The 23,150-nt window shown below is 40.8% G+C and carries 16 protein-coding genes, 2 rRNA genes and 1 pseudogene; 11 read left to right on the top strand and 8 right to left on the bottom strand.

Translation table 11 applies throughout. The features are described 5' to 3' along the window. Positions 1 to 20: 20 nt before the first annotated feature. The 3 genes from CAL6303_RS20720 to CAL6303_RS20730 form a co-directional block, all read right to left on the bottom strand. Positions 21 to 2,911: ribosomal RNA gene (locus CAL6303_RS20720) — 23S ribosomal RNA — on the bottom strand. Positions 2,912 to 3,241: 330 nt separating this feature from the next. Next, positions 3,242 to 4,729 (bottom strand): 16S ribosomal RNA (locus CAL6303_RS20725). The 16S and 23S rRNA genes sit together here, the layout of an rRNA operon. Before the next feature lie 208 nt (positions 4,730 to 4,937). Continuing rightward, the gene (locus CAL6303_RS20730) at positions 4,938 to 6,317 is read right to left on the bottom strand and encodes a GTP-binding protein (RefSeq protein WP_015199789.1); all 1,380 of its coding nucleotides are present in this window, start codon (positions 6,315 to 6,317) and stop codon (positions 4,938 to 4,940) included. Positions 6,318 to 6,634: 317 nt separating this feature from the next. Between CAL6303_RS20730 and CAL6303_RS20735 the strand changes: the two genes are divergently transcribed. Together CAL6303_RS20735 and CAL6303_RS20740 are read left to right on the top strand one after the other, a co-directional pair. Then, entirely contained in the window at positions 6,635 to 7,567 is a 933-nt protein-coding gene (locus CAL6303_RS20735) for a 1-aminocyclopropane-1-carboxylate deaminase/D-cysteine desulfhydrase (RefSeq protein ID WP_015199790.1), read from the top strand. A gap of 249 nt (positions 7,568 to 7,816) precedes the next feature. Then, on the top strand, positions 7,817 to 8,611 hold the full coding sequence (locus tag CAL6303_RS20740) for an HAD family hydrolase (RefSeq protein ID WP_015199791.1): 795 nt from the start codon (positions 7,817 to 7,819) through the stop codon (positions 8,609 to 8,611). Between the two features lie 111 nt (positions 8,612 to 8,722). Here the strand turns inward: CAL6303_RS20740 and ftsH are convergent, their stop codons facing one another. Next, the gene (gene ftsH / locus CAL6303_RS20745; RefSeq protein WP_015199792.1) at positions 8,723 to 10,657 is read right to left on the bottom strand and encodes an ATP-dependent zinc metalloprotease FtsH; all 1,935 of its coding nucleotides are present in this window, start codon (positions 10,655 to 10,657) and stop codon (positions 8,723 to 8,725) included. 157 nt (positions 10,658 to 10,814) lie between these two features. On the opposite strand from ftsH, the gene CAL6303_RS29450 reads away from it, so the two are divergent. Continuing rightward, positions 10,815 to 11,000, top strand: coding sequence for a hypothetical protein (locus CAL6303_RS29450; protein ID WP_083866333.1), 186 nt, complete (start codon positions 10,815 to 10,817; stop codon positions 10,998 to 11,000). 85 nt (positions 11,001 to 11,085) lie between these two features. On the opposite strand, the gene CAL6303_RS20755 is transcribed toward CAL6303_RS29450, so the two are convergent. Beyond that, entirely contained in the window at positions 11,086 to 11,820 is a 735-nt protein-coding gene (locus CAL6303_RS20755; protein WP_015199794.1) for a 2-phosphosulfolactate phosphatase family protein, read from the bottom strand. A 417-nt stretch (positions 11,821 to 12,237) separates the two neighbouring features. Between CAL6303_RS20755 and CAL6303_RS20760 the strand changes: the two genes are divergently transcribed. From CAL6303_RS20760 to CAL6303_RS20775, 4 genes are all read left to right on the top strand, one after another. Beyond that, the gene (locus CAL6303_RS20760; RefSeq protein WP_015199795.1) at positions 12,238 to 12,660 is read left to right on the top strand and encodes a BlaI/MecI/CopY family transcriptional regulator; all 423 of its coding nucleotides are present in this window, start codon (positions 12,238 to 12,240) and stop codon (positions 12,658 to 12,660) included. Continuing rightward, positions 12,660 to 13,523 carry a M56 family metallopeptidase gene (locus CAL6303_RS20765; RefSeq protein ID WP_015199796.1) on the top strand — a complete coding sequence of 288 codons (864 nt, stop codon included), beginning with the start codon at positions 12,660 to 12,662 and terminating at the stop codon, positions 13,521 to 13,523. Before CAL6303_RS20760 ends, CAL6303_RS20765 begins: the two co-directional genes overlap by 1 nt. A 78-nt stretch (positions 13,524 to 13,601) precedes the next feature. Further along, positions 13,602 to 14,288 carry a two-component system response regulator RppA gene (gene rppA / locus CAL6303_RS20770; protein WP_015199797.1) on the top strand — a complete coding sequence of 229 codons (687 nt, stop codon included), beginning with the start codon at positions 13,602 to 13,604 and terminating at the stop codon, positions 14,286 to 14,288. Between the two features lie 108 nt (positions 14,289 to 14,396). Beyond that, positions 14,397 to 14,747, top strand: a complete 351-nt coding sequence (locus CAL6303_RS20775; protein WP_015199798.1) for a hypothetical protein — start codon at positions 14,397 to 14,399, stop codon at positions 14,745 to 14,747. Positions 14,748 to 14,982: 235 nt separating this feature from the next. On the opposite strand, the gene CAL6303_RS20780 is transcribed toward CAL6303_RS20775, so the two are convergent. Beyond that, positions 14,983 to 15,303, bottom strand: a complete 321-nt coding sequence (locus CAL6303_RS20780; protein ID WP_015199800.1) for a hypothetical protein — start codon at positions 15,301 to 15,303, stop codon at positions 14,983 to 14,985. Positions 15,304 to 15,382: 79 nt separating this feature from the next. Continuing rightward, on the bottom strand, positions 15,383 to 15,505 hold the full coding sequence (locus tag CAL6303_RS31540) for a hypothetical protein (protein ID WP_255348432.1): 123 nt from the start codon (positions 15,503 to 15,505) through the stop codon (positions 15,383 to 15,385). A gap of 177 nt (positions 15,506 to 15,682) precedes the next feature. Here CAL6303_RS31540 and CAL6303_RS20785 point away from each other — a divergent pair, with 177 nt between their 5' ends. From CAL6303_RS20785 to CAL6303_RS20795, 3 genes are all read left to right on the top strand, one after another. After that, entirely contained in the window at positions 15,683 to 17,023 is a 1,341-nt protein-coding gene (locus CAL6303_RS20785) for a histidine phosphatase family protein (RefSeq protein ID WP_015199801.1), read from the top strand. 224 nt (positions 17,024 to 17,247) lie between these two features. Next, entirely contained in the window at positions 17,248 to 18,516 is a 1,269-nt protein-coding gene (locus CAL6303_RS20790) for a dihydroorotase (protein WP_085953331.1), read from the top strand. A 445-nt stretch (positions 18,517 to 18,961) separates the two neighbouring features. Then, the gene (locus CAL6303_RS20795) at positions 18,962 to 19,816 is read left to right on the top strand and encodes a hypothetical protein (RefSeq protein WP_015199803.1); all 855 of its coding nucleotides are present in this window, start codon (positions 18,962 to 18,964) and stop codon (positions 19,814 to 19,816) included. A gap of 159 nt (positions 19,817 to 19,975) precedes the next feature. On the opposite strand, the gene CAL6303_RS20800 is transcribed toward CAL6303_RS20795, so the two are convergent. Continuing rightward, the gene (locus CAL6303_RS20800; protein WP_015199804.1) at positions 19,976 to 21,763 is read right to left on the bottom strand and encodes a ShlB/FhaC/HecB family hemolysin secretion/activation protein; all 1,788 of its coding nucleotides are present in this window, start codon (positions 21,761 to 21,763) and stop codon (positions 19,976 to 19,978) included. Positions 21,764 to 21,958: 195 nt separating this feature from the next. Here CAL6303_RS20800 and CAL6303_RS29455 point away from each other — a divergent pair. After that, positions 21,959 to 23,070: pseudogene (locus tag CAL6303_RS29455) on the top strand (IS630 family transposase). Positions 23,071 to 23,150 lie beyond the last annotated feature (80 nt).

Genomic DNA, 23,150 nt, shown 5'->3' on the forward strand with positions numbered 1-23,150 from the left:
ATAGAAGCGAATAATTAGTTAAGGTCAAAGCCTCGGTCTATTAGTACTCGTGAGCTACATCCATTACTGAACTTCGACTTCGAGCCTATCAACGGGTGTTCTTCCCGTGACCTTACTTACTTAAAGTAAAAAGAATACTCATCTTGAGGTGGGCTTCCCACTTAGATGCTTTCAGCGGTTATCCACTCCGCACATAGCTACCCAGCGTTTACCGTTGGCACGATAACTGGTACACCAGCGGTGCGTCCTTCCCGGTCCTCTCGTACTAAGGAAGGCTCCTCTCAATATTCTAACGCCTGCACCGGATATGGACCGAACTGTCTCACGACGTTCTGAACCCAGCTCACGTACCGCTTTAATGGGCGAACAGCCCAACCCTTGGGACGTACTTCCGCCCCAGGTTGCGATGAGCCGACATCGAGGTGCCAAACCTCCCCGTCGATGTGGACTCTTGGGGGAGATCAGCCTGTTATCCCTAGAGTAACTTTTATCCGTTGAGCGACGGCCATTCCACTCTGCGCCGTCGGATCACTAAGACCTACTTTCGTACCTGCTCGAGATGTATCTCTTGCAGTCAAGCTCCCTTATTGCCTTTACACTCGCCGCACGATTTCCAACCGTGCTGAGGGAACCATTGCGCGCCTCCGTTACCTTTTGGGAGGCGACCGCCCCAGTCAAACTGCCCACCTGAAAATGTCCTCTGACCAGATTATGGTCATCAGTTAGAATCCTAGCTTCGCCAGAGTGGTATCTCACCGTTAGCTCCTATATCCCCACAAGGATATACTCTACGCTTCCCACCTATCCTGCGCAAGCCAAGCCCGGACCCAATTCCAGGATACAGTAAAGCTTCATAGGGTCTTTCTGTCCAGGTGCAGGTAGTCCGTATCTTCACAGACAATCCTATTTCGCCGAGTCTCTCTCCGAGACACCATCCAGATCGTTACGCCTTTCGTGCGGGTCGGAACTTACCCGACAAGGAATTTCGCTACCTTAGGACCGTTATAGTTACGGCCGCCGTTCACCGGGGCTTCAGTCGTCAGCTTCAAATATTTCTACCCTGACCAACTTCCTTAACCTTCCGGCACTGGGCAGGCGTCAGCCCCCATACTTCGTGATTACACTTCGCGGAGACCTGTGTTTTTGGTAAACAGTCGCCTGGATCTCTTCACTGCGACCCATATTGCTATGGGCACCCCTTCTTCCGAAGTTACGGGGCCATTTTGCCGAGTTCCTTAGAGAGAGTTATCTCGCGCCCCTTAGTTTACTCAACCTCCCCACCTGTGTCGGTTTCGGGTACGGGTAATTTATGCTTAACGTGCCACCGAGCTTTTCTTGGAAGCTAGATTATGCCACTTCCCCGCCGTAGCAGGTCGTACTCATGCCTCAACTCAAGACGTTTTCTCCGTCTCTCAACACCTTGACACTTAAACCGGTAACCAACATCCGGCTGACATTCACCTTCTCCGTCCCTCTGCACAAACATAAATTAGTACGGGATTATTCACCCGTTGTCCATCGACTACGGCGTTCGCCCTCGCCTTAGGACCCGACTAACCCAGAGTGGACGAACCTGCCTCTGGAACCCTTGGGGTTTCGGGGTATTGGATTCTCACCAATATTTGCGCTACTCAAGCCGACATTCTCACTTCTATAAAATCCACACCTGCTTGCCGCTAATGCTTCTCTTCTTATAGAACGCTCCCCTACCACTTATACCTAAATACAAGTCCGCAGCTTCGGTACAACGTTTAGTCCCATTCATTTTCGGCGCAGGAGCGCTTGACCAGTGAGCTATTACGCACTCTTTCAAGGGTGGCTGCTTCTAGGCAAACCTCCTGGTTGTCTGTGCACTCCCACCTCCTTTGCCACTTAACGTTGATTTGGGGACCTTAGCTGGCGGTCTGGGCTGTTTCCCTCTTGACGATGAAGCTTATCCCCCACCGTCTTACTGGCTACATGTTCACTTGGTATTCTGAGTTTGTCTCGATTTGGTACCGGTCTCCCAGCCCGCACCGAAACAGTGCTTTACCCCCAAGCTATATTCGTAACCGCTGCGCCTAAACACATTTCGGGGAGAACCAGCTAGCTCCTGGCTCGATTGGCATTTCACCCCTAACCACACCTCATCCGCTGATTTTTCAACATCAGTCGGTGCGGACCTCCACTTGGTGTTACCCAAGCTTCATCCTGGACATGGTTAGATCGCCAGGGTTCGGGTCTATAAATACTGATTAACGCCCTTCTCAGACTCGGTTTCCCTTTGACTTCGCTACTTAATAGCTTAATCCACCAGTACCTATAAGTCGCCGGCTCATTCTTCAACAGGCACGCGGTCATCCGTTTAATCAGACTCCCACTGCTTGTAAGCTGACGGTTTCATGTTCTTTTTCACTCCCCTCCCGGGGTTCTTTTCACCTTTCCCTCGCGGTACTTGTTCTCTATCGGTCACGCAGTAGTATTTAGCCTTACGAGGTGGTCCTCGCTGATTCACATGGAATTTCTCGTGCTCCATGCTACTCGGGATTCAACTAGTATCTTTCAGCTTTCGACTACAAGACTCTCACTTTCTCTGGTGCATCTTTTCAATGCTTCGTCTAACCTTCCGATTCCATCTCGTTGTCCCACTACCCCACAATGCAAGCATTCTGGTTTAGGCTCTTCCCATTTCGCTCACCACTACTTTGGGAATCTCTTTTGATTTCTTTTCCTCTAGCTACTAAGATGTTTCAGTTCGCTAGGTTCGCTCTTTCCACCCTATATATTCAGGTGGCAGTATTCTGGGTTGCCCCATTCGGACATTTCCGGCTCAACGCTTGCTTCCAACTCCCCGGAACTTTTCGTAGGTAACCACGTCCTTCTTCGCCTCTGCGTGCCTAGGTATCCACCGTCAGCCCTTATTCCTTTGACCTTTTGTCTGTTTCCGATTTCACTCAATCACACTTGCGCGCTCTCAAGCTTCTCGTACTACCTACCTTTTTCGCTTCTATTATGCAGTTTTCATGGTTCTTTACTGAGTCATTACTCAGCATTCCGATTCATTAGTTCTTTGTCACTGATGAACTTAGGTGCTGACTTCAATCTCGGTTAGTTTTTTACCGATACCGTTAATAGCTTGATTAGATTATATGACTTTTTCCTCGAACGACCTAGGAATGACCATCTTCATGTGAATTCTCTGGCTCTATTCATCCGAAGATTCATTGAACCTCATTCACTTCAAGTTGGGTAGGTCTCCCTAAAAGGAGGTGATCCAGCCACACCTTCCGGTACGGCTACCTTGTTACGACTTCACCCCAGTCACCAGTCTCGCCTTAGGCATCCCCCTCTGCAAGCAGTTAGGGTAACGACTTCGGGCACTACCAGCTTCCATGGTGTGACGGGCGGTGTGTACAAGGCCCGGGAACGAATTCACTGCAGTATGCTGACCTGCAATTACTAGCGATTCCTCCTTCATGCAGGCGAGTTGCAGCCTGCAATCTGAACTGAGCCACAGTTTCTGAGTTTCGCATCACATCGCTGTGTAGCTTCCCATTGTCTGTAGCATTGTAGTACGTGTGTAGCCCAGGACGTAAGGGGCATGCTGACTTGACGTCATCCCCACCTTCCTCCGGTTTGTCACCGGCAGTCTCCCTAGAGTTCCCAACTTAATGATGGCAACTAAGGACGAGGGTTGCGCTCGTTGCGGGACTTAACCCAACATCTCACGACACGAGCTGACGACAGCCATGCACCACCTGTGTTCCAGCTCCCTAAGGCACTCTCACCTTTCAGCAAGATTCTGGACATGTCAAGCCCTGGTAAGGTTCTTCGCGTTGCATCGAATTAAACCACATACTCCACCGCTTGTGCGGGCCCCCGTCAATTCCTTTGAGTTTCACACTTGCGTGCGTACTCCCCAGGCGGGATACTTAACGCGTTAGCTACGGCACTGTCCGGGTCGATACAGACAACGCCTAGTATCCATCGTTTACGGCTAGGACTACTGGGGTATCTAATCCCATTCGCTCCCCTAGCTTTCGTCCCTCAGTGTCAGTTACGGCCTAGCAAGGCGCTTTCGCCACCGGTGTTCTTCCCAATCTCTACGCATTTCACCGCTACACTGGGAATTCCCCTTGCCCCGAACGTACTCTAGTCTTATAGTTTCCATTGCCCTTATGAGGTTAAGCCTCACGCTTTAACAACAGACTTTTAAAACCACCTGCGGACGCTTTACGCCCAATCATTCCGGATAACGCTTGCATCCTCCGTATTACCGCGGCTGCTGGCACGGAGTTAGCCGATGCTTATTCCTCTAGTACCGTCATTATCTTCCTAGAGAAAAGAGGTTTACAACCCAAGAGCCTTCCTCCCTCACGCGGTATTGCTCCGTCAGGCTTTCGCCCATTGCGGAAAATTCCCCACTGCTGCCTCCCGTAGGAGTCTGGACCGTGTCTCAGTTCCAGTGTGGCTGATCGTCCTCTCAGACCAGCTACAGATCGTCGCCTAGGTGCGCTCTTACCACACCTACTAGCTAATCTGACGCAAGCTCTTCTCTAGGCAGCAAGCCTTTTACCTCCCGGCACATCCAGTATTAGCCACCGTTTCCAATGGTTGTCCTAGACCTAGAGCTAGATTCTCACGCGTTACTCACCCGTCCGCCACTAACACCCTAAAGTGCCCGTTCGACTTGCATGTGTTAAGCATACCGCCAGCGTTCATCCTGAGCCAGGATCAAACTCTCCGTTTTGTTCAAAACAAAATCAAATTCGTTTGTTTAGCTCTTCTGAAATTCTTTTTCTTCTTTCAAAGCTTCTGAATCTCTCGTCCTCAAGGCTTTGCCTTTTGACTTCTCATTATCTTTTTGACGAGGATTTGTCTTTTCTTTTCAAGCTATTACTTTTTCTCGGTTCGGTTGGCGCTCGGCAGTTGCGTTTGCCGTTTCGCACCTATCTAACTTAGCCTATGCCTATTTCCTTGTCAACCCCTTTTTTTACTTTTTTCTCCCAATCCCCTAATTCTTTTGGGATTCTATGTTTGGGAAGCTGAATCAGTATCTCTTCGATGATAGTGCTAACGCCAAATTGCCCCCAGGTAGAGCCGTTTAGAAGATAGGCTTGGGCAGATTTGCCGATGGAGTAGGTTCCGTAACTGGCAACTCCCCCTTGGGCGATCGCTGTTCCGATAAAACCGCCTATATTGTTGAAGTTCTCTCCAAATCCGATGGCTGAACTACTTTTTTCCAAACCTATTATTAAAGATGTTCCTACCTCTGTAAGCAGCAAACTACCGGAACTCAAGAGGATTTTCTGAAGAATTTTTCCAGCTTCGTAGCTTGTAACTGGCAAACCATATAGTTTTGCCAAAGAACGGATCAGCAGCAAATCAGCTATTGTTCCTGCCACAATATCAATTACACCAATAGGATTTAAGCTAATTATCAAGGCTTTGTATTTGGCAAACTGCAAAATTAATTTTTCTGCTGCTTCGTTATGGTGAGTAATGAGTTTTTGGGCAATTATTGCTTCTACTTGACGCGCTTGTATCAAAGCATTGAGGGCTAATAATGATCTGCCCTCACGATTGAGAATATCTAGGACAGCCCGTCGTAGTTCATCAATTTGTGGTAGCGGTGTTTCCCACTCATAATCGACTCGCCCATCAGAATACTCTATTCGCACTTCCATAGGAGCCGGTTCAGCTGCTACCATGACTACTTGGTCAAGTTTTAATGGTTCGTCTAAAGTATTTTCTGCACTTAATCGTTGTAAATTATTCTGTATAGATATGCGATCTGTATCGGGGTATAGGTCAATTTTGTTAAAGACTAAAATTAATGGCTTGTGAGATTTTCGCAGGTCTTTGAGAGCTTGATACTCAGTATTAGTTATGTCTCCTGAGACGACGAAAAGAATCAAATCTGCTTGATTAGCAACGTCTCGCGCCATTTTATCTCGGTATTCTCCAGCAATTTCGTCTAATCCAGGAGTGTCAATCAGTTCAACTTCCACTTTATCGCTGGAATGCCAACGGATTGAACGTGGGTACTGTGTAACACCATTTAAGGGTCCTGTTTGTAAGGTCTTTTGCCCACATAAAGCGTTTAAAACCGCAGACTTTCCCCTACTCACTAGCCCAAAGGCTGCAATCCTAATTATATTTTGCTCTAATTTTTGAAGTGCAGCGTTAAGGCTTTCTAGATCAGACTTTATTAAATGTGCTAACTCTGTACTGACATTAACTTGTCCCGGCTTAATGAAATTACCGTACCACGACAACGACTGACGAAGACTAGCACGGGCGCGGTTAATGTGGGTTTCTTGTAGGTTATTGGACACTGATCTTAGGAATTGGAGATATTAATGAATATTATATTTATTTTCTGGGACTGACTAAGAAAATGTTTTATAAGTCACTAATAAATTTATGTGGGATAAATTTGTATATTGTGGAACTTACGATGGATTATAAAATTAGTATTACGTAATCGAAATATTACTAAGGGATTTACAAAAGAAAACTCAGAAATAGACTTTCAAGGGCATTTGCCTAGTTTGCCACTCTCAAATAAATCACATAAATTCGCAGTCATCACATAAGTAATAATTAGAATTATGTATATTTAGTTTTATGAATTTATTTTTTTATAATTATTATGAAGAGTATCGTTACTGATCAACAGTTAAGTTATTTTAGCAGACCAATTATTCAAAAAATTGAGAGTAAAGTTGCAAACTCTTTTCAAGTAGATATTTATGTATTACGTCTTGATGTAATTCATCCTTTTATTAATGGGAATAAGTGGTTTAAATTAAAATATAATCTCGCAGAAGCTAAAGACACAAGTTCTACGACAATAGTTACTTTTGGTGGTGCTTATTCAAATCATATTTATGCGACAGCCGCAGCCGGGAATTTGTTTGGATTTAAAACCATTGGCATAATTAGAGGTGAAGAAAATAAACCTTTGAATCAGACACTCAGCTTTGCTGTAAAAAAAGGCATGGATTTAATATATTTGGATAGACAAGCTTATAAACAAAAGTCTACAGAATTAATACAAGAAAATTTAAAAAAATCTTTTGAAGATGCATTTTTTATTCCTGAAGGTGGATGTAATTTAAATGGGGTTAGAGGCTGTACGGAAATCATCGACTCTGATATGGATTTTGATGTTGTTTGTTTAGCTTGTGGGACTGCTACAACTCTTACAGGTATTGCTCTTTCACTAGGGAAAAGTCAGCGTGTAATTGGTTTTCCTGTGCTCAAAAATGGAGGTTTTTTAAAGTTAGAAATTGAAAAGCTCATGCAATTATATTTACAAGGGCAAAAGACTTTACCTGGGCATATTGAATTGATGTCTGATTATCATTTTGGTGGCTATGGGAAAGTCAATCAAAATTTAGTCAATTTTAAGCAGGAATTTGAACAAATACATAACATTCCCCTTGATTATATTTATACAGCTAAAATGTTTTATGGAGTTATAGATTTAATTAAAAAAGGGTATTTTAGTAGATGTCGTTTACTTTTAGTACATACTGGTGGTTTACAGGGAAATTTAGGTATTGAGAATAAGTTAAAATAGTTTGATTAAAGGAAGTTGATAAATAGTTGAAGTTATTGACTAACTTTACGAGGATTTATCAAGATTTTAATGAATGACAATTGTGTTTGATAATGTAGTTTACTATTATGGTAAGACATCAGGTTAACTAATGTCTCAGAGCCTATTTTTTAGTACAGGCTAATAGTACAATGGCTTTGAGAAAAATTTTCCAGATCGCTCTCAACGTTTATTAAAGCTTGAAATTATTTTAACTAAAGGTTCCTACTCATGGTATTTGAAATTCCAACAATTCTTGCATCTGATTTTGATGGTGTGATTTGTGATGGCATGGTTGAGTATTTTGAGGTAGCATGGAGAACCTATTGTCAAATTTGGATACCTGATAAAAAGATTCCATCTGATGATTTAGCATCAGGTTTTTATAGTCTTAGACCTGTAATTGAGACGGGTTGGGAAATGCCAGTATTAATTAAGGCATTAACGGAAAAACTATCAGAGGAGGTAATACTTAAAGATTGGGTAAATATTACACAAAGGATTTTAAGAGAAAATGATCTTAATTCTCAAGATTTGGCGGTGAAGTTGGATGGTATTCGTGATGAGTGGATTAAACATGATTTAGAAGACTGGATGAGTTTACACAGATTTTACCCAGGTGTGGTTGAAAAAATTCAGGATATGATTTCAAGTAATATAAAATTATATATAGTTACAACTAAGGAAGGACGATTTGCACATAAATTGTTAGAGAAAGAAGGAATTAATATTCCTCGTGAATGTATTTTTGGGAAGGAATTGAAACGTCCTAAATCTCAAATATTACGAGAAATTCAAAATAATGGAGAGCAGACAGATAAGAATATTTGGTTTATTGAAGATAGATTAAAAACTTTGCAGTCAGTGAAAGCTCAACCTGATTTAAGTGATGTTAAATTGTTTTTAGCAGATTGGGGATATAATACGCCATCAGACAGACTGGTAGCTCATAATGATAGTGAGATTAACTTGCTTTCTCTTGGTAATTATGCCAAGGACTTCTCTAAGTGGATTGAGATAGTGTAGTGAGAAATGGTACCCTTCGGCTTCGCTCAGGGTACCATGCATATTAGATTTTGGCAGTTATGTGAAGAACTTACGTTGTGCAAGCTTCGCATGTAAAATCAAATCAATAATTTAATTCAACAGGGTTTGCATCAAGGGTTGTTCATCGGAGATTTTGCCGCTGCGTAACCATTCTGGAAATTCTGTGGGTGAAACTGCTTGATTTAGCTTACCCCGCAGTTCTTCACCTTCAAGTACTTCCCGATTCAACAGTTCTTGTGCGGTTGTTTCCAAAAGGTCGCGGTTTTGTTGGAGAATAGTCAAGGCGATATGATGGGCATTATCAACTAATTTTTTAACTTCGTAGTCGATTTGTTCAGCAACTTTGGGACTAATTGAACGACGGGGATTTCCATAACCTTCAATGAATTGCTGTTGACTCTTTTCAAATGCGACGGGACCAAGTTCGTCACTCATACCGTAAAGTGTGACATAACGCTCTGCTAAATCGGTTGCTTTTTGAATGTCATCGCTAGCACCAGTAGAGACTTTACCAAAGATGACTTCTTCTGCTGAACGTCCACCTAAAAGTGTGGCAATACGTCCGCGAATTTCATCTTCAACCATTAAGAAGCGATCTTCCTCTGGCATTTGTAGTGTATAACCTAATGCACCGACACCACGAGGCACGATAGATATTTTCTCAACCTTTCCGGCTCCCGGCATCAAAGTACCGATGATAGCATGACCAACTTCATGGTAAGCAACGGTTTTCTTTTCAACTTCATTGAGAACACGCGATCGCTTTTCTAAACCAGCTACTACTCTTTCGATGGCTTCGTTAAAGTCTGCCATTTTCACAGTATCACTGTTTTTCCTAGCTGCTAACAAAGCTGCTTCGTTAACTAAGTTGGCTAAGTCTGCACCTGCAAAACCGGGAGTTCTAGCGGCAATTGTAGTTAAGTCAACATCAGTATCTAATTTGACTGCACGAGCATGAACTCTCAGTATGGCATCACGTCCAATTTTGTCAGGACGATCCACAACCACTTGTCTATCAAAGCGTCCAGGACGACGTAGGGCGGGATCTAGAACTTCAGGACGGTTGGTTGCTGCGATAATAATTACACCGGTGTTGGCATCAAAACCATCCATTTCTGTGAGTAATTGATTCAGGGTTTGTTCCCGTTCATCATTACCACCACTGAAACCACTGTTACCACCCCGCGATTTACCGAGTGCGTCTAACTCATCAATGAAGACGATACAGGGTGCTTGCTGTTTTGCTTGTTCAAACAAATCACGAACTCTCGCAGCACCAACACCAACGAACAACTCAATAAACTCAGAACCTGAGATACTAAAGAATGGGACTCCAGCTTCACCTGCGATCGCTTTTGCTAACAAAGTCTTACCAGTTCCAGGAGGTCCTACTAATAAAGCACCTTTAGGAATTTTCGCACCAAGACGGGTATATTTATCAGCGTTTTTGAGGAAGTCTACAACTTCTTCTAACTCAACTTTAGCTTCATCTACACCTGCAACGTCGGTGAATTTCACACCAGTGCTACCTTCTGAATAGATTCTAGCTTTACTTTTGCCTACTGTTAACGCAGCAGGACCCCCACCTTGACGACTAATAAATCCCCAAATTCCAAAGAAAATTAATGGAGGTATTACCCAACTCAACAAAGTACCAATCCAACCATTTTGACTTGGAGGTGGTGCAGCAAATTCCACTTTGTTGTCGCGGAGAATTTTAGGTAAATCTAAGTCGATAGCGACGGGTGTAGTTTGGAAAACCTGTTGACTATCTTGCCCATCTTCAGTTTTAATCGGCATTGAGTACTGAATGCGATCGCTTCCCACAATTGCCTTATCTACTTTACCTGCTTGCACTTGGCTAATAAAGTCGCTGTAGGGAACCTGTGGTAATTTTGGACCTGAAAAACTGGGGATAACTAAATTCAGAACTAATAATATTGATAGTAAAATTAGTAAACTGCCACCAAATTGTCTGATTTTTGGCGACTTCATTGGCTTTTTGTTATTAGTTTCAACTGGCACTTATATATCCTCGCTGTTAGTTGTGTTAGTTGCTAGAACTTCACAATGTAAACGTTTGTAAACTTGTTCTCATTGTAGGGATTCTTTGTTAGGAGGGTTTTCGTACCTACCCCACACCCGATATGCGTATAGCCGTACTTTTAGCGAATTTAATTTTATGAACGGTCAAACTGGATTAGTTTTAAAAGTAATTTTACTCTCTGCGGTATTGTCATTGTTGATAAAATATGGTACAGAAGATTTTGTGATTCCGGGAACTGCTAGTAATGCTTTAATTTTAGTTTTATTACCAACGATAGTTGTGGCGAGTTTGTTGGGTTTAAGGTTTCTAATAGACAAGTGATGTAGAATTTGAAATTTAAAAAATTGAAAATAAAGACGTTCCACCGGAACGTCTCTAACTGTGGGATTTTGAAGGAAACCGCTAATTAAAATTTCTTCAGAACACCAGGCTCTGTCTGAATTGGCAAGACATCTAAAGTATCAAGTTGTGAACAATATTTTAAATCCTCATGGCAATCTAGGCGTAACAACCGTTGTCCATGACTAGCATGATGTAAAAGTCCGAGGATATCATTTTGCCATTGTTGGTAAAGCGCGATCGCACTAATCATTTCATCGTTACCAGCTAGCTTAACTAGAGGTTGGTCTAATTGCTGAGAAATACCATGTGCGATCGCACCAGCACAAGCGGTATCTTCCAAAGAATAACTTCCTTCCCAACCAGAACCCACAATCCACACTGTTTCTGGTTTAGTTTTTAACACATAATTAACAACAGCGGCACGGTTGACAAATGCGCCAGTTAAAACACTATTTGCGGCTTGAATACATTGTAAAGTTCGAGTTCCATTAGTTGTACTAATAAACAAGCGTTTTCCCCCTACCAATTCCGAACTGCAATCTAGGGGAGAATTACCCAAATCAAAACCAGGAACCCTTGCCCCACCACGTTCCCCAGCCCGCAATCGTTTATCACCAGCCCAACTTTCGCTAACTTGCATCAACTGTTCCAAATCGCTGAAAACCTGCACAGCTTCGCCCCCAGCAGCTAAAACCGTCGCCATTGTACTAGTTGCCCGTAAGACATCAACTGCGATCGCACAATCAGGTGTTTGATTGCTAGGAGTAAGTTCCGGGGTATGAAAAACAAATAGTTTCACGTTTTGAATACACTAAATTTAATAGTCGAATTACATTCTACCCGTGTTGATGTGACCAACCGAGATCAATTTTCCAATGAAATTAATATGCTTGATATATAGCTTCACTGCCCATGATTTGTTAGATTGTGAGCAAAGTAACTTATCAAAGGGATTATCAAGCTGTAATCTCAGAGAAGGACAGACTTATATCTATGTTTAGCATTGGTAATTAGAATGATATTTACAGCCCTCAGTTAAACAAATATTTTAAGAAATAATATTTTCAAATACCTGAGATAGTAATCTCTGATTGGGAATAACGCTGAAGATGTATTCTAGATCTGAGACACAAAATTTTAGAGTAGTTTTTGGCTACCAATGCCTAACTAGATAATATGCATTCGTCCAGCACAAAAACCAAAATACAAAATACCTATGGCACCTTTACCCGAATATCGCCCTAAGCAGTTATCACTAGGTCCTTTAGAAGCAGAAATTTTGAATATAGTTTGGGAACTGGGTTCGGTGACAGTTAAAGACGTACACGATCGCATTTTGGCAGATCCTAACCGAGAGTTAGCTTATACTTCTGTAACTACCGTATTGCGTCGTCTCACAGATAAAGGTTGGCTAGCTTGCGATAAAAAAGGACGCGCTTTCTACTGGCGAACCATGTTAACCAAGCAACAAGCAGATATAATTAGGGCGCACGAACAGTTACAAAGATTTTTAGCGGTGGGTAATCCGGATGTGATTGCCGCCTTTGCTGATAGCCTTGATGAATCAGCAAGTGATCAAATTCAGGCAATTGCTAATCGGATTCAAGCAGCACGTCAAGCCAGGGAGGAAAAACAATAATGCACATGTTGATGATTGTCGTAGTGATAGCGATCGCGTGGTGCGTGAGATCCTTAGAAAATATCCCTCAAACTACCAACCATCGAATTTGTTGGGTTTCTCGCTGGCAGCGATCGCTATTTCTATTTCTCTTTCCACCACTGCTTTTATTCTCCAACGCGATCGCGCTTTTGTGTATGGGTAGCCAAGACATGATGGGAACTTGGCACACAGGCAAATTTAGCTATGTTTTCGCCCTTTGCTATCTCCTCACCTCAATTTTATTTGGCATCTACCTAGCCTACAAAGGTTGGATATCTGTACAATCAGCCCGAAACAATCCCCAAATTCAACTAGCAGATCAAAAAATTCGCCTCTTGACAACTGGCGCATTATTTGCTGGTCAAATCGGCTTTTGGCAACCTGAACTAGTTATCAGCCAAGGACTCATTAAATCCCTTTCCGCAGAACAATTAGAAACCGTCCTGGCACACGAACAAGGACACCACTATTACCGAGATACATTTTGGTTCTTTTGGCTAGGTTGGGTTCGCAAATTTACAGCTTGGCTACCCAATACCAACATCCTCTGGCAAGAACTTGTAGACTTGCGTGAACTCCGCGCTGATGCTTACGCAACTTCTCAAGTCGATCCCCTACTCTTAGCCGAATCACTACTGTTAGTTGCCAGTAACCCACCTGTCACATCAGATATGTGCTGTGCAGCAGTGAATTCCTACGGAGTTCAGCGTCTTGAACAACGCATCGAAGCTTTACTTTCCCCACAAGAAACCCTAGAAACCAAACAAAAACTTCATTACCCGGCTTGGAATCAATTTCTTTTTGCCTTACTTCCCTTAATCATAGTTTTCTTTCATCGCTAGTCTTTACAGATCCCCTTCAAGAAGTGGGGGATCTGGAGGATCTATAATTCATCGTAAAATCTTCAATCTCAAACTCCGATGCGAATTCTTTTAGTAGATGATGAAACCGAACTAACAGATCCCCTGAGTCGTTTATTAATACGTGAAGGTTACACCGTCGATGCTGCCTATGACGGGGAAAATGGGAGTCAAATGGCAAAAAATACTACCTATGATCTATTAATTCTCGATTGGATGTTACCAGAGAAAACTGGATTGGAAATTTGTCAAGAACTGCGGCAACAAGGTAAAGCTACACCTGTATTATTTTTAACAGCTAAAGACACCCTTGATGATCGAGTACAGGGATTAGATGCTGGTGCCGATGATTACTTAGTTAAACCATTTGAACTACGGGAACTACTGGCAAGAGTTCGGGCATTATTACGACGTTCTCCAACCCAAACAGCAGCTAATTCAACAAATCGGATCAAGGTAGCAGACTTAGAACTAGATATCGAAAATCAAGTTGCCTATCGTCAAGCAAGAATAATTGAACTTTCCCAAAAAGAAACCCAACTATTGCAATATTTCATGGAAAACCTTGGGAATTTACTAACTCACACCCAAATTATGCAGCATCTGTGGCAAGAGGAAGAACAACCCAGCAGTAACGTAATTGCGGCACTAATTCGGTTGTTACGACGGAAAATTGAAGTTGGTGAACAGACGCAATTAATTTATAGCGTCTACGGAAAAGGCTACCGTTTTGGTATAAACGAATAAAAGTATCAAAAATTACAATGCAATAATATTACAAAAACCACCAGTCAAATTTCAGAAGTATATAATATTGTCAAGTCAAATCAGCTGAGAAAATACTCACCTTTAACCATGAAAGCGAACAACTTCCATCGCGTAAGCTTCGCGTTTACCATTCTCGGTATATCAGCAGCTTTATTTGGTTTCCAAAATCCCGTTACAGCGCAATCGTCATCAGAGGTAAAATCGGGTGATTCTTTAACAGGAATTAATAATCGAGATGCTCAGGCAGATTTTAATAATTTCTTTGGCATTACCAATAGTAACAACAATCCGAGACAAACAACTAAGCCAGTGGGTTATAGTGAAACACTGACTTTACCCAATACACCAATTTTATTACAACCTGCACAATCAGTTAATGGCAATGATGGAGTACAGTTACAACTGGATCTTGGTAACTTAGAAAGTCAAACAAAGTAGACATGAGGCGACTTCTGTAATCACGCCCTTAAGTAGGTAGGCATAAATAAAACATAGACGCGGTAGGCACGGAGTGACTTCTGTAAGTGCGGCTTCTCGCAGAGTACTATGTAACAAACCGTAAACTTGATTCAAAGCCTTTTTACAAATTATTTGGGAGGCACAGGCACCCCAAATCTTTGCGCTGTCATAACGACAATTTTCAATACCCACCTACTTACCTATCAGCCTCAGTTTACCGATGCTGTTGATAAATTACTTCTTTCGCCAGATTTTTACCTACTTCTTGAACTGTTTGAGTCACTTGGTTGAGCTTGGCGATCATTGTAGCGCTTAGTAAACCAAGTACAATTAACAAGCTAAAAAAAAGTTTTTGACTCTTTGATTCCTTTGCCTGAATTTTGGCATTTGATTTTTCTGGCTCGTGGGGTTCGTGGTAGATTTCTTGTTTAACCAATGAAGTCCAATCATATCCACCGTGCCACCACAAATTAGATAAATTTAGATCATTGAGATTTTGGAAGCTATCATGATTTTGATTGTTTTCGTCAGACATTTCTATCTCCTGATGATTAATTGAAGAGACAAACCAACTCAAAAACTAAAACAGACTACTACGTTAAGGCAGGAGGAACCTAAGCAATCAAGCCAATAAAACAAGCTTTTTGGCTGGTTGCAATGGTAGGTTTATTTCTGCCGTGCTGTACTAGGTTATTGATATATAGACAACCATCAACAATTTTTATGCACAATTGCATTGCTAAGTCCTATCCCCAAAGGACTGCAAAGGATTTATAATTTCTTGGGATGTCGGATTTGAAGCTATTTCCGCAGATAATATTCAGTAAACCAGAATTTCCCTTGATTCCGCTAGCGAAAATCTGCGGACGTTTTGCAGTAATATTAATCCTTTAGATAGATGGGGGAAAATAAGGATGACTCGTGTCATCATAGTGCGCCACGGAGAAAGCACCTACAATACGCAAAGGCGAATCCAAGGACGTAGTAATGCTTCAACGCTAACTGAAAAGGGTAGGAACGATGCCAATAAAGTTGGTAATATCCTGAAAAATATTCCTTTTCAAGCGATTTACTGTAGCCCTTTACAACGGGCAAAGGAAACTGCTGAAATTATTCATCGTGAGATTATTGCGAACTCTGGAGACAGTGCTAGTTTTTCCACTAGTGACAAGTTGATGGAAATTGATTTGCGAACATGGGAAGGTTTACTTACCAGTGATGTCAAAGAGAATTATCCCGAAGATTATCGAATTTGGCATGAAGAACCAGAAAAACTGGTGATGGAGGTTGAAAATCGGGAATATTTTCCAGTTTTAGCTTTGTATGGACAAGCTAGGGATTTTTGGCAGGAAATTTTGGAGCGCCACCCAGGTGAAACTATCTTGGTGGTGGGACATAATGGGATTAACAGAGCCTTAATTAGTACTGCTTTGGGTGTGTCTGCCAATCGCTATCATTCGTTGCAACAATCAAATTGTGGTGTGAGTATCCTCAATTTTGCGGGTGGTTTGGATGATACGGTGCAGTTGGAATCTTTGAACCAAACTCAGCATATGGGGGAAATTTTCCCATCGGTACGTCCTGGACACCAAGGTGTAAGATTGCTGTTGGTGCGTCATGGTGAAACTGAGTGGAACCGTCAAGGAAAGTTTCAAGGACAAATTGATATTCCCCTGAATGATAATGGTAGACAGCAAGCGCAAAAAGCTGGAGAATTTCTCAAAGATGTGAAAATCGACTTTGCTATTAGTAGTTCAATGTCGCGTCCAAAAGAAACTGCGGAGATTATTTTACAGCCACATTCTGATATTTCACTGGAAGTTGATGATGGTTTGCGAGAAATTAGTCACGGATTGTGGGAAGGTAAGTTTGAGAAGGAGATTGAACAGGAGTTTCCTGGAGAATTAGAACGTTGGAGAACGATTCCCGCTGAGGTGCAAATGCCAGAAGGTGAAAATTTGCAACAGGTTTGGGAACGAAGCGCGATCGCATGGCGGAAAATAGTTAGTACTGGACTAGATAAGCAACTGCAAATTGGTTTAGTTGTTGCCCACGATGCCACAAATAAATCTTTACTTTGTCAAATTCTGGGATTACCAGCAGAAAACTTTTGGAATTTTCGTCAAGGTAATGGTGCAGTCAGCGTGATTGATTATCCTAATGGGTTGGATGGGTTGCCAGTGCTGCAAGCTATGAACATTACTGCACATTTGGGTGGTGGTGTATTTGATAAAACCGCAGCTGGAGCGTTATAAATCAGTTAACAGTAATCAGTTATCAGTTGTCGGGGTATGTACACCTGATTTACCTCAAAGCTTGTAGAGATAAGATATGTGACTCTATGGCTAGGTTAAAGATTTGTATTTGTACTTTGGAAAAATGCACAATGGAGTCTAACAATTCTAATTGTAATAATAAATCCGCTAACTGATAACTGGTAACTGGTAACTGATAACTGATAACTGCTAACTGATAACTGATTTATATGGAACTTTTACAACAGGTGCGAGTAATTGACTCGGTTTCCCAAACTGATGAAGTAACGGATGTACTGCTGAATGAGTCGGGAAATTATCAAATTATTGCGTCTATCTCCCCTCTAGAATTATCACCAGATACCTTAGTTCGTGATTGTCGCGGTTTGGTGCTAGGTAATGGTTTGGTGGATTTGTATAGTCATTCTGGGGAACCTGGGTTTGAAGAGCGGGAAACTTTGGTATCCTTGATGCAATCGGCTAAAGCTGGCGGTTTTACCCGGATTTGTCTTTTACCCGATACTTCTCCCGCTCTCGATAATCCGGCATCTATTGCTCAAATTCACCAAAAAAGTCGAGATATTGGGCAAAATCTGCCAAATATCTATCTTTGGGGTGCATTAACTCATGGTGTGGAAGGACAAAAAATTACTGAGTTTGCCGAATTAGCTGAAGCGGGAATTGTTGGGTTTGCAGATGGTAAGCCGTTGACAAATTTAGGTATGGTGCGACGTATTTTAGAATACCTAAAACCTTTGAGTAAACCTGTAGCCTTTTGGTGCTGTGATCATCACTTACACGCTAATGGGATGATGCGAGAAGGTAGTGACGCAATAAGATTTGGGTTGCCATTAATACCATATAGCTGTGAGACCTCAGCAATTTCCGCATTATTAGAATTAGTGGCAACCATGGGTACACCTATACACATTATGCGGGTATCGACAGCGCGGGGAGTGGAATTAATTGCTGATGCGAAATCGCGGGGTTTAGCAGTCACAGCAAGTACCACATGGATGCATTTATTATTGGATAGTAAAGCCTTAAAAAGTTATCATCCTAGCTTGCATTTAGAACCACCCCTGGGAAATAGCAGTGATATGTTAGCATTGCGTCGAGGAATTAAGGATGGGATCATAGATGCGATCGCTATTGAGCATACACCCTATACTTATGAGGAAAAAACTGTAGCTTTTGCGGACGCACCACCCGGAGCGATAGGGTACGAGTTAGCTTTACCTTTGTTGTGGCAAAACCTCGTGGAAACTGGAGAATTCACTGCTTTAGAATTATGGCAAGCTTTAAGTAGTCGTCCTGCAAATTGTGTACAACAACAGTTAAATACTATTACCTCTGGAAAAGCTGCTGAATTAGTTTTATTTAATCCTCATCAAACCTGGAAAGTTGAACCTAGAAATCTCCAGACACTTGCAGCAAATAGCTATTGGTATGGACAAAAATTAACAGGTAAAGTGATTGAAACTTGGTGTTAATTTACTAATTAGAGCTTGCTGATATTCACGGCTCATGTAAATTTGATTATCGTTGCTTGGTGCTTGATGTTATAGTTTTGATTTCTAGATTCAAATCTGCTTACAGCATCAAAATTATACGATAAAGTCATCTTAGTTGCGTGAGTCTTAGTATCTTTGAATGCAAAGTCAAAATATATAACGCAAAATAGTATTTATTTTCACAAAATTATGAATTAAATCATATTTAGCTATAATTTCTGATATAAAATTACTAAAAAACAGTATATCAAAGTCAAGATGTATAAATCATCTGGTTAAATTGAGTAATTCTCTAGTTTTTGCTTAAAGGAATCGTTTACAATATTGTATATTCATAACTAAGACGAGTAAGATTAGCGATGTTACTCACTAAGTAACTGTGACATCTTAATAAGTAAGAACACAGTTAACGGAACAAAATACGATGGTAAGCATAGCTAGTAATACTGATTTCTTGAAACGTACTTCATCTCAGAAATTTCAGAAGCTAGGTAGATTTAGAACAGTTCGCCATCTATATAGTCAAACTCAAAAAGTATTCCAAAGTCTATATCCAGCAAAGCTAGTAGATTATCAAAGCCAAATATTTTCTACCTCAATAGATCAAAAAGAATGTCAGCGGGAATTAAGTTCTACCGCGATTTATCCACTAAAATCTTTACTAAATCAGAATATTGTTGATGCAATCTATAATTTTGCAACAACTAATCCTTGTGTAGAACCTAAAAATGAGCATACTTTTTATGTTAAGGATATTGATAACAAAAAACTAGACTCTAACTACATTTATCGCGGATTAGTGGCAGATATTCATACCTGCCCCGAAATTAGACAAGTCACACATAACAATGAACTAATTCAAGTTGCTAGCAACTTTCTTGGTTACTATCCAAGCAAAATCACTCAACATTTAACTTGGAGTTTTGTTGTTCCTGAAAGTGAAGATAAAATTCAGCAGTTATATCCTCCCACTAACTGGCATTATGATGTTGCAGGAATGAACTTTGTCACTGCAAGTTTTTATATTACAGATGTGATGAATATTGAATCTGGAGTGCATGTATTATTACCAGGTTCTCATAAAAATAAACCTATTTCAATGCTCTTAAATTCTAATATTCAGGAAGAAGAAGTTGTCTTTAAGCATTATAGTAGATGGCAACAAATGTATTTGATAGGTAAAGCTGGTTACGGCTTTATGGAAGATCCATCTTGTTTGCATAGAGTTAAACCACCTACCACAAAAGATCGCTTAATTTTACAAATTCGTTATTCATAAGTACCTTCTTAAGGGTATCTACATCTGATTAAGAAATAAGTAATGAGTAATAAATCTATTTTGTAATGGGAATTTACACAAGGGATGTTTGTGGGGGAAGTTTCCCCCACAAACATGCTGCCTCCAACTAAAACAGGCTGCCGCAAACGTGGTTAAAGGTTAAAATGGACTATAAGTCAGCGAGAAATATAAACCATTTTCCTGCCAGTTGTTTTTCTTAGATTCTATTGAAACCAAAGGAATACCGTAATCTAATTGGGCATTGAGATTATCACCTAACTGAAATCTTAGACCTAATCCTGTAGACACTAATGTATTAGGTTTAGGATCCGGATTTTTGCCTTGATTCCATACGGTACCAAAATCCAGGAAGGGAACCAACTGTAAAACTAACTTAGATTTGCGTTGTCTCCAAATTGGTAAACGTACTTCGGTACTAGCTAAAAACCCATTATCTGTTAATAGGGCATCTTGACGGTAGCCGCGCACACTTTGAATTCCTCCCAAACTGTACTGTTCAATAGCAAGTAATTGTCTATCAGCAAATTGCAAATCACCACGTACCAAGAAAAGTGTATCGGGTGCAAGTAAACTAACCAATTGGGCTTGTCCTCTCCATGCCAAAAAGCTACTATCAGGAGAAGATTTATTAATGGTGGAGTTGAAAGCATCAAGCCCGATGCTAAACTGCGATCGCGCTGCCAATACTTGGCGACTATCACGTTGTGTCCACTCTTGAGTGAACCTCAGTGCTGTGACGCTAGTTCTACCGTTTTCATCAGTTCCAGTCCCTGGAAAGGGTACTTCACCGTTGAATAAACTAGCTTTGCTTTCCCGCTGGGTAAAGGCAAAACCTAGGGCAAATTCTTCGCGGGGTTTTTGAACAATTGGTTGACGTAGGGCTACTTCATAATATCTGGAGTAGGAAGTAATATCTAGCTGGTTAAATGGTTTTTCGATAATGTCATTATCTGAGGTTCCATAACTAAATGCCAGAGTACCGTTTTTCGCATTGATGGGTAAACTGTAGCTAAAATCCCAAACGTCGCTACCATCAGTATTTAGATAACTAACACTTGCACTGTCTCCAAATCCTGATAAATTGCCTTCTCTGATTCTAACTTCACGACGAAAACTACCGACGCTGGGAGAACGTCCATTATCTAACGTTAACTGAGTATTAAAGGTTTTTGCTTCTAATACCTTGACTTCCAAAACACTACCACCAGGGGTTGTTCCGGTAGAAAGTTCGGCAGAAAGGTTACTAACTTGAGGATTTGTTTGTAAAACCTGCAATCCTTGTAGTAAGCGATCGCGATTTAAAGGTCTGCCTGCTGCTAGTCTAACACGACTGCGAATATACTGGGGATTGAGGCGTTTTAAACCAGTAACTTTAATCTCTTCTACCTGACCCTCTACTACCTTGATTTCGACTGTACCACCTTTGAGTGATTGAGAGGGAATATAGGCACCACTTGTGATGTATCCTTTATCAACATATAGCTTTGTAATTGCCGAACGAACTTGAAATAATTCTGGCAGAGTTAAAGGTTTTTTTGTAAAAGGTGCGGTAACTTTCTCAAAATCTGCGGCACTAAAAACTGTACTACCCGTAACTATAAACTGATCAACCTGGATCGTATCTGGGACATTTATATCGGGATTAACTTCTGGGGGAGTCGGTTCGGCATTAGGTGGCAATAACAACTCATCGGGTGGTGGTAGCGGAGTTGGTAGCGGTTGTGGTAAAGGTTGGGTAGAGGGTGGTTTATTATCTTGCTGTGGAGGCAAAACTGGAGTAACTTGGGCTTGTAATTGGTTTGTTAATTGGTTTGTTAAATCTGCTTCTATTGCCAACTGCGCTTTGAGTGGCTGAATATCGCACATATTAACGATAGTAGCCAGACTTAAACAGCAAGCATTGATATTAAATTTTGATAATGTCATAAAATCTCAAGAGATGCTAAACAGAGATCACAACTTACGGCAAATTTAGCAACTTGATTGTTGCTGATTAGATATTGCGGTAACTTATTTCGGTGCTGTGATTATTCTAAGGGAATACCTATTAAAAACATAACTAAGCTAAAACGCATCTAGATGACATAAAATAAAAGCAGCAAATTTAGATAATAAGCCGAAATGCCAGCGAAGGGTCATCTATCATCAACAGAAAAGAAAAATCTACAACAGGCAGTAAAGACGGAAGAAAATCCGAAGATAAGAGAAAGAGCTTTAATGTTGTTGCTTTTGAATGATGGAAAGACGTATGAGAAGATAGCCGAGTTTGTAGGATGCTCCCTAAGAAGAGTAGCTTACTGGTGCGTTCATGGAGATCCAAATAATTTAGAAACACTAGAAGATGGAAGAGCAAAAGGTAATTACAGCAAAGCGAGTAAAGAATATATAGAGCGTTTGTTAAAAATTATAGATAAAGAACCGAAAGAATTCGGGTATGAATTTGGGAGGTGGACAGGGAAAAGATTATCAGAGCATCTAGAGAAAGAAACAGGAATAAAACTGAGTAAATCGCAAGTAAGCAGAATACTATCACAAGAAAAATATGTATATATTTGGGGAAAATATAGTTTAGAAGAGAAACAAGATAAAAAAAAAGAGAAGAGTTCAAAGAAAAATTATTAGACTATTTGAGATTAGCGCAAGAGAGCCCAAATGCACTTCAGGTATGGTTTTGGGATGAGTGCGGTTTTAGCTTAAGAGTGATAAGAAGAAGATGTTGGACTAAAAAAGGGAAGAGAAAAAAAATAAAAGGAAAGAGGAGAAGAGGAAGAGTAAATATCATGGGAGGATTAAGATATGGGGATAAAAGAAGAATATGTTTTGTGATAAAAAAAGGAAATTCGGAAACATTTTATAACCAGTTAATTTGTTTGAATGAGCAAATACGTAAAGAATGGGAGTTTCAAGGTAATGAACCGCAAAAATTTCACAGCGAAGGTCCAAAGATAATCATAATTTTAGATAACGCAAGCTTTCATAAAAAGCAAGAGTTTTTAGAAAAAATAGAATCAGAATTACCTAATATAAAGTTGGAATTTTTACCTGCTTATAGTCCTGACTATAATTTAATAGAATTAGTGTGGCATTCTGCTAAAGAATATATAGCTCATCGAGAATTTGAAACACAAGAAGAACTAGAAAAAATAGTAAATAAACTTTTGAACGAAGGGGAATTAATTATTAATTGGACTAGGAAGGTAAAAAATAAAGGAAATTCTGTTAATGTCATTTAAATGCGTCTAAGCTTATTAATATTAGTAAATCAAAAAATTTTAAATATTTGCTCTTAATATACCTACAAGGTTTAATTGAC

The organism is Calothrix sp. PCC 6303, assembly GCF_000317435.1.
Lineage (GTDB): Bacteria > Cyanobacteriota > Cyanobacteriia > Cyanobacteriales > Nostocaceae > PCC-6303.

Coding starts and splice junctions, on each gene's coding strand:
- CAL6303_RS31540 (WP_255348432.1), bottom strand. CDS start 15,505: ATGCAATTGTGCATAAAAATTGTTGATGGTTGTCTATATATCAATAAC.
- CAL6303_RS20775 (WP_015199798.1), top strand. CDS start 14,397: ATGAAAGCGAACAACTTCCATCGCGTAAGCTTCGCGTTTACCATTCTC.
- CAL6303_RS20760 (WP_015199795.1), top strand. CDS start 12,238: ATGGCACCTTTACCCGAATATCGCCCTAAGCAGTTATCACTAGGTCCT.
- rppA (WP_015199797.1), top strand. CDS start 13,602: ATGCGAATTCTTTTAGTAGATGATGAAACCGAACTAACAGATCCCCTG.
- CAL6303_RS20735 (WP_015199790.1), top strand. CDS start 6,635: ATGAAGAGTATCGTTACTGATCAACAGTTAAGTTATTTTAGCAGACCA.
- CAL6303_RS20800 (WP_015199804.1), bottom strand. CDS start 21,763: ATGACATTATCAAAATTTAATATCAATGCTTGCTGTTTAAGTCTGGCT.
- CAL6303_RS20785 (WP_015199801.1), top strand. CDS start 15,683: ATGACTCGTGTCATCATAGTGCGCCACGGAGAAAGCACCTACAATACG.
- CAL6303_RS20765 (WP_015199796.1), top strand. CDS start 12,660: ATGCACATGTTGATGATTGTCGTAGTGATAGCGATCGCGTGGTGCGTG.
- CAL6303_RS20795 (WP_015199803.1), top strand. CDS start 18,962: ATGGTAAGCATAGCTAGTAATACTGATTTCTTGAAACGTACTTCATCT.
- CAL6303_RS20780 (WP_015199800.1), bottom strand. CDS start 15,303: ATGTCTGACGAAAACAATCAAAATCATGATAGCTTCCAAAATCTCAAT.
- CAL6303_RS29450 (WP_083866333.1), top strand. CDS start 10,815: ATGAACGGTCAAACTGGATTAGTTTTAAAAGTAATTTTACTCTCTGCG.
- CAL6303_RS20740 (WP_015199791.1), top strand. CDS start 7,817: ATGGTATTTGAAATTCCAACAATTCTTGCATCTGATTTTGATGGTGTG.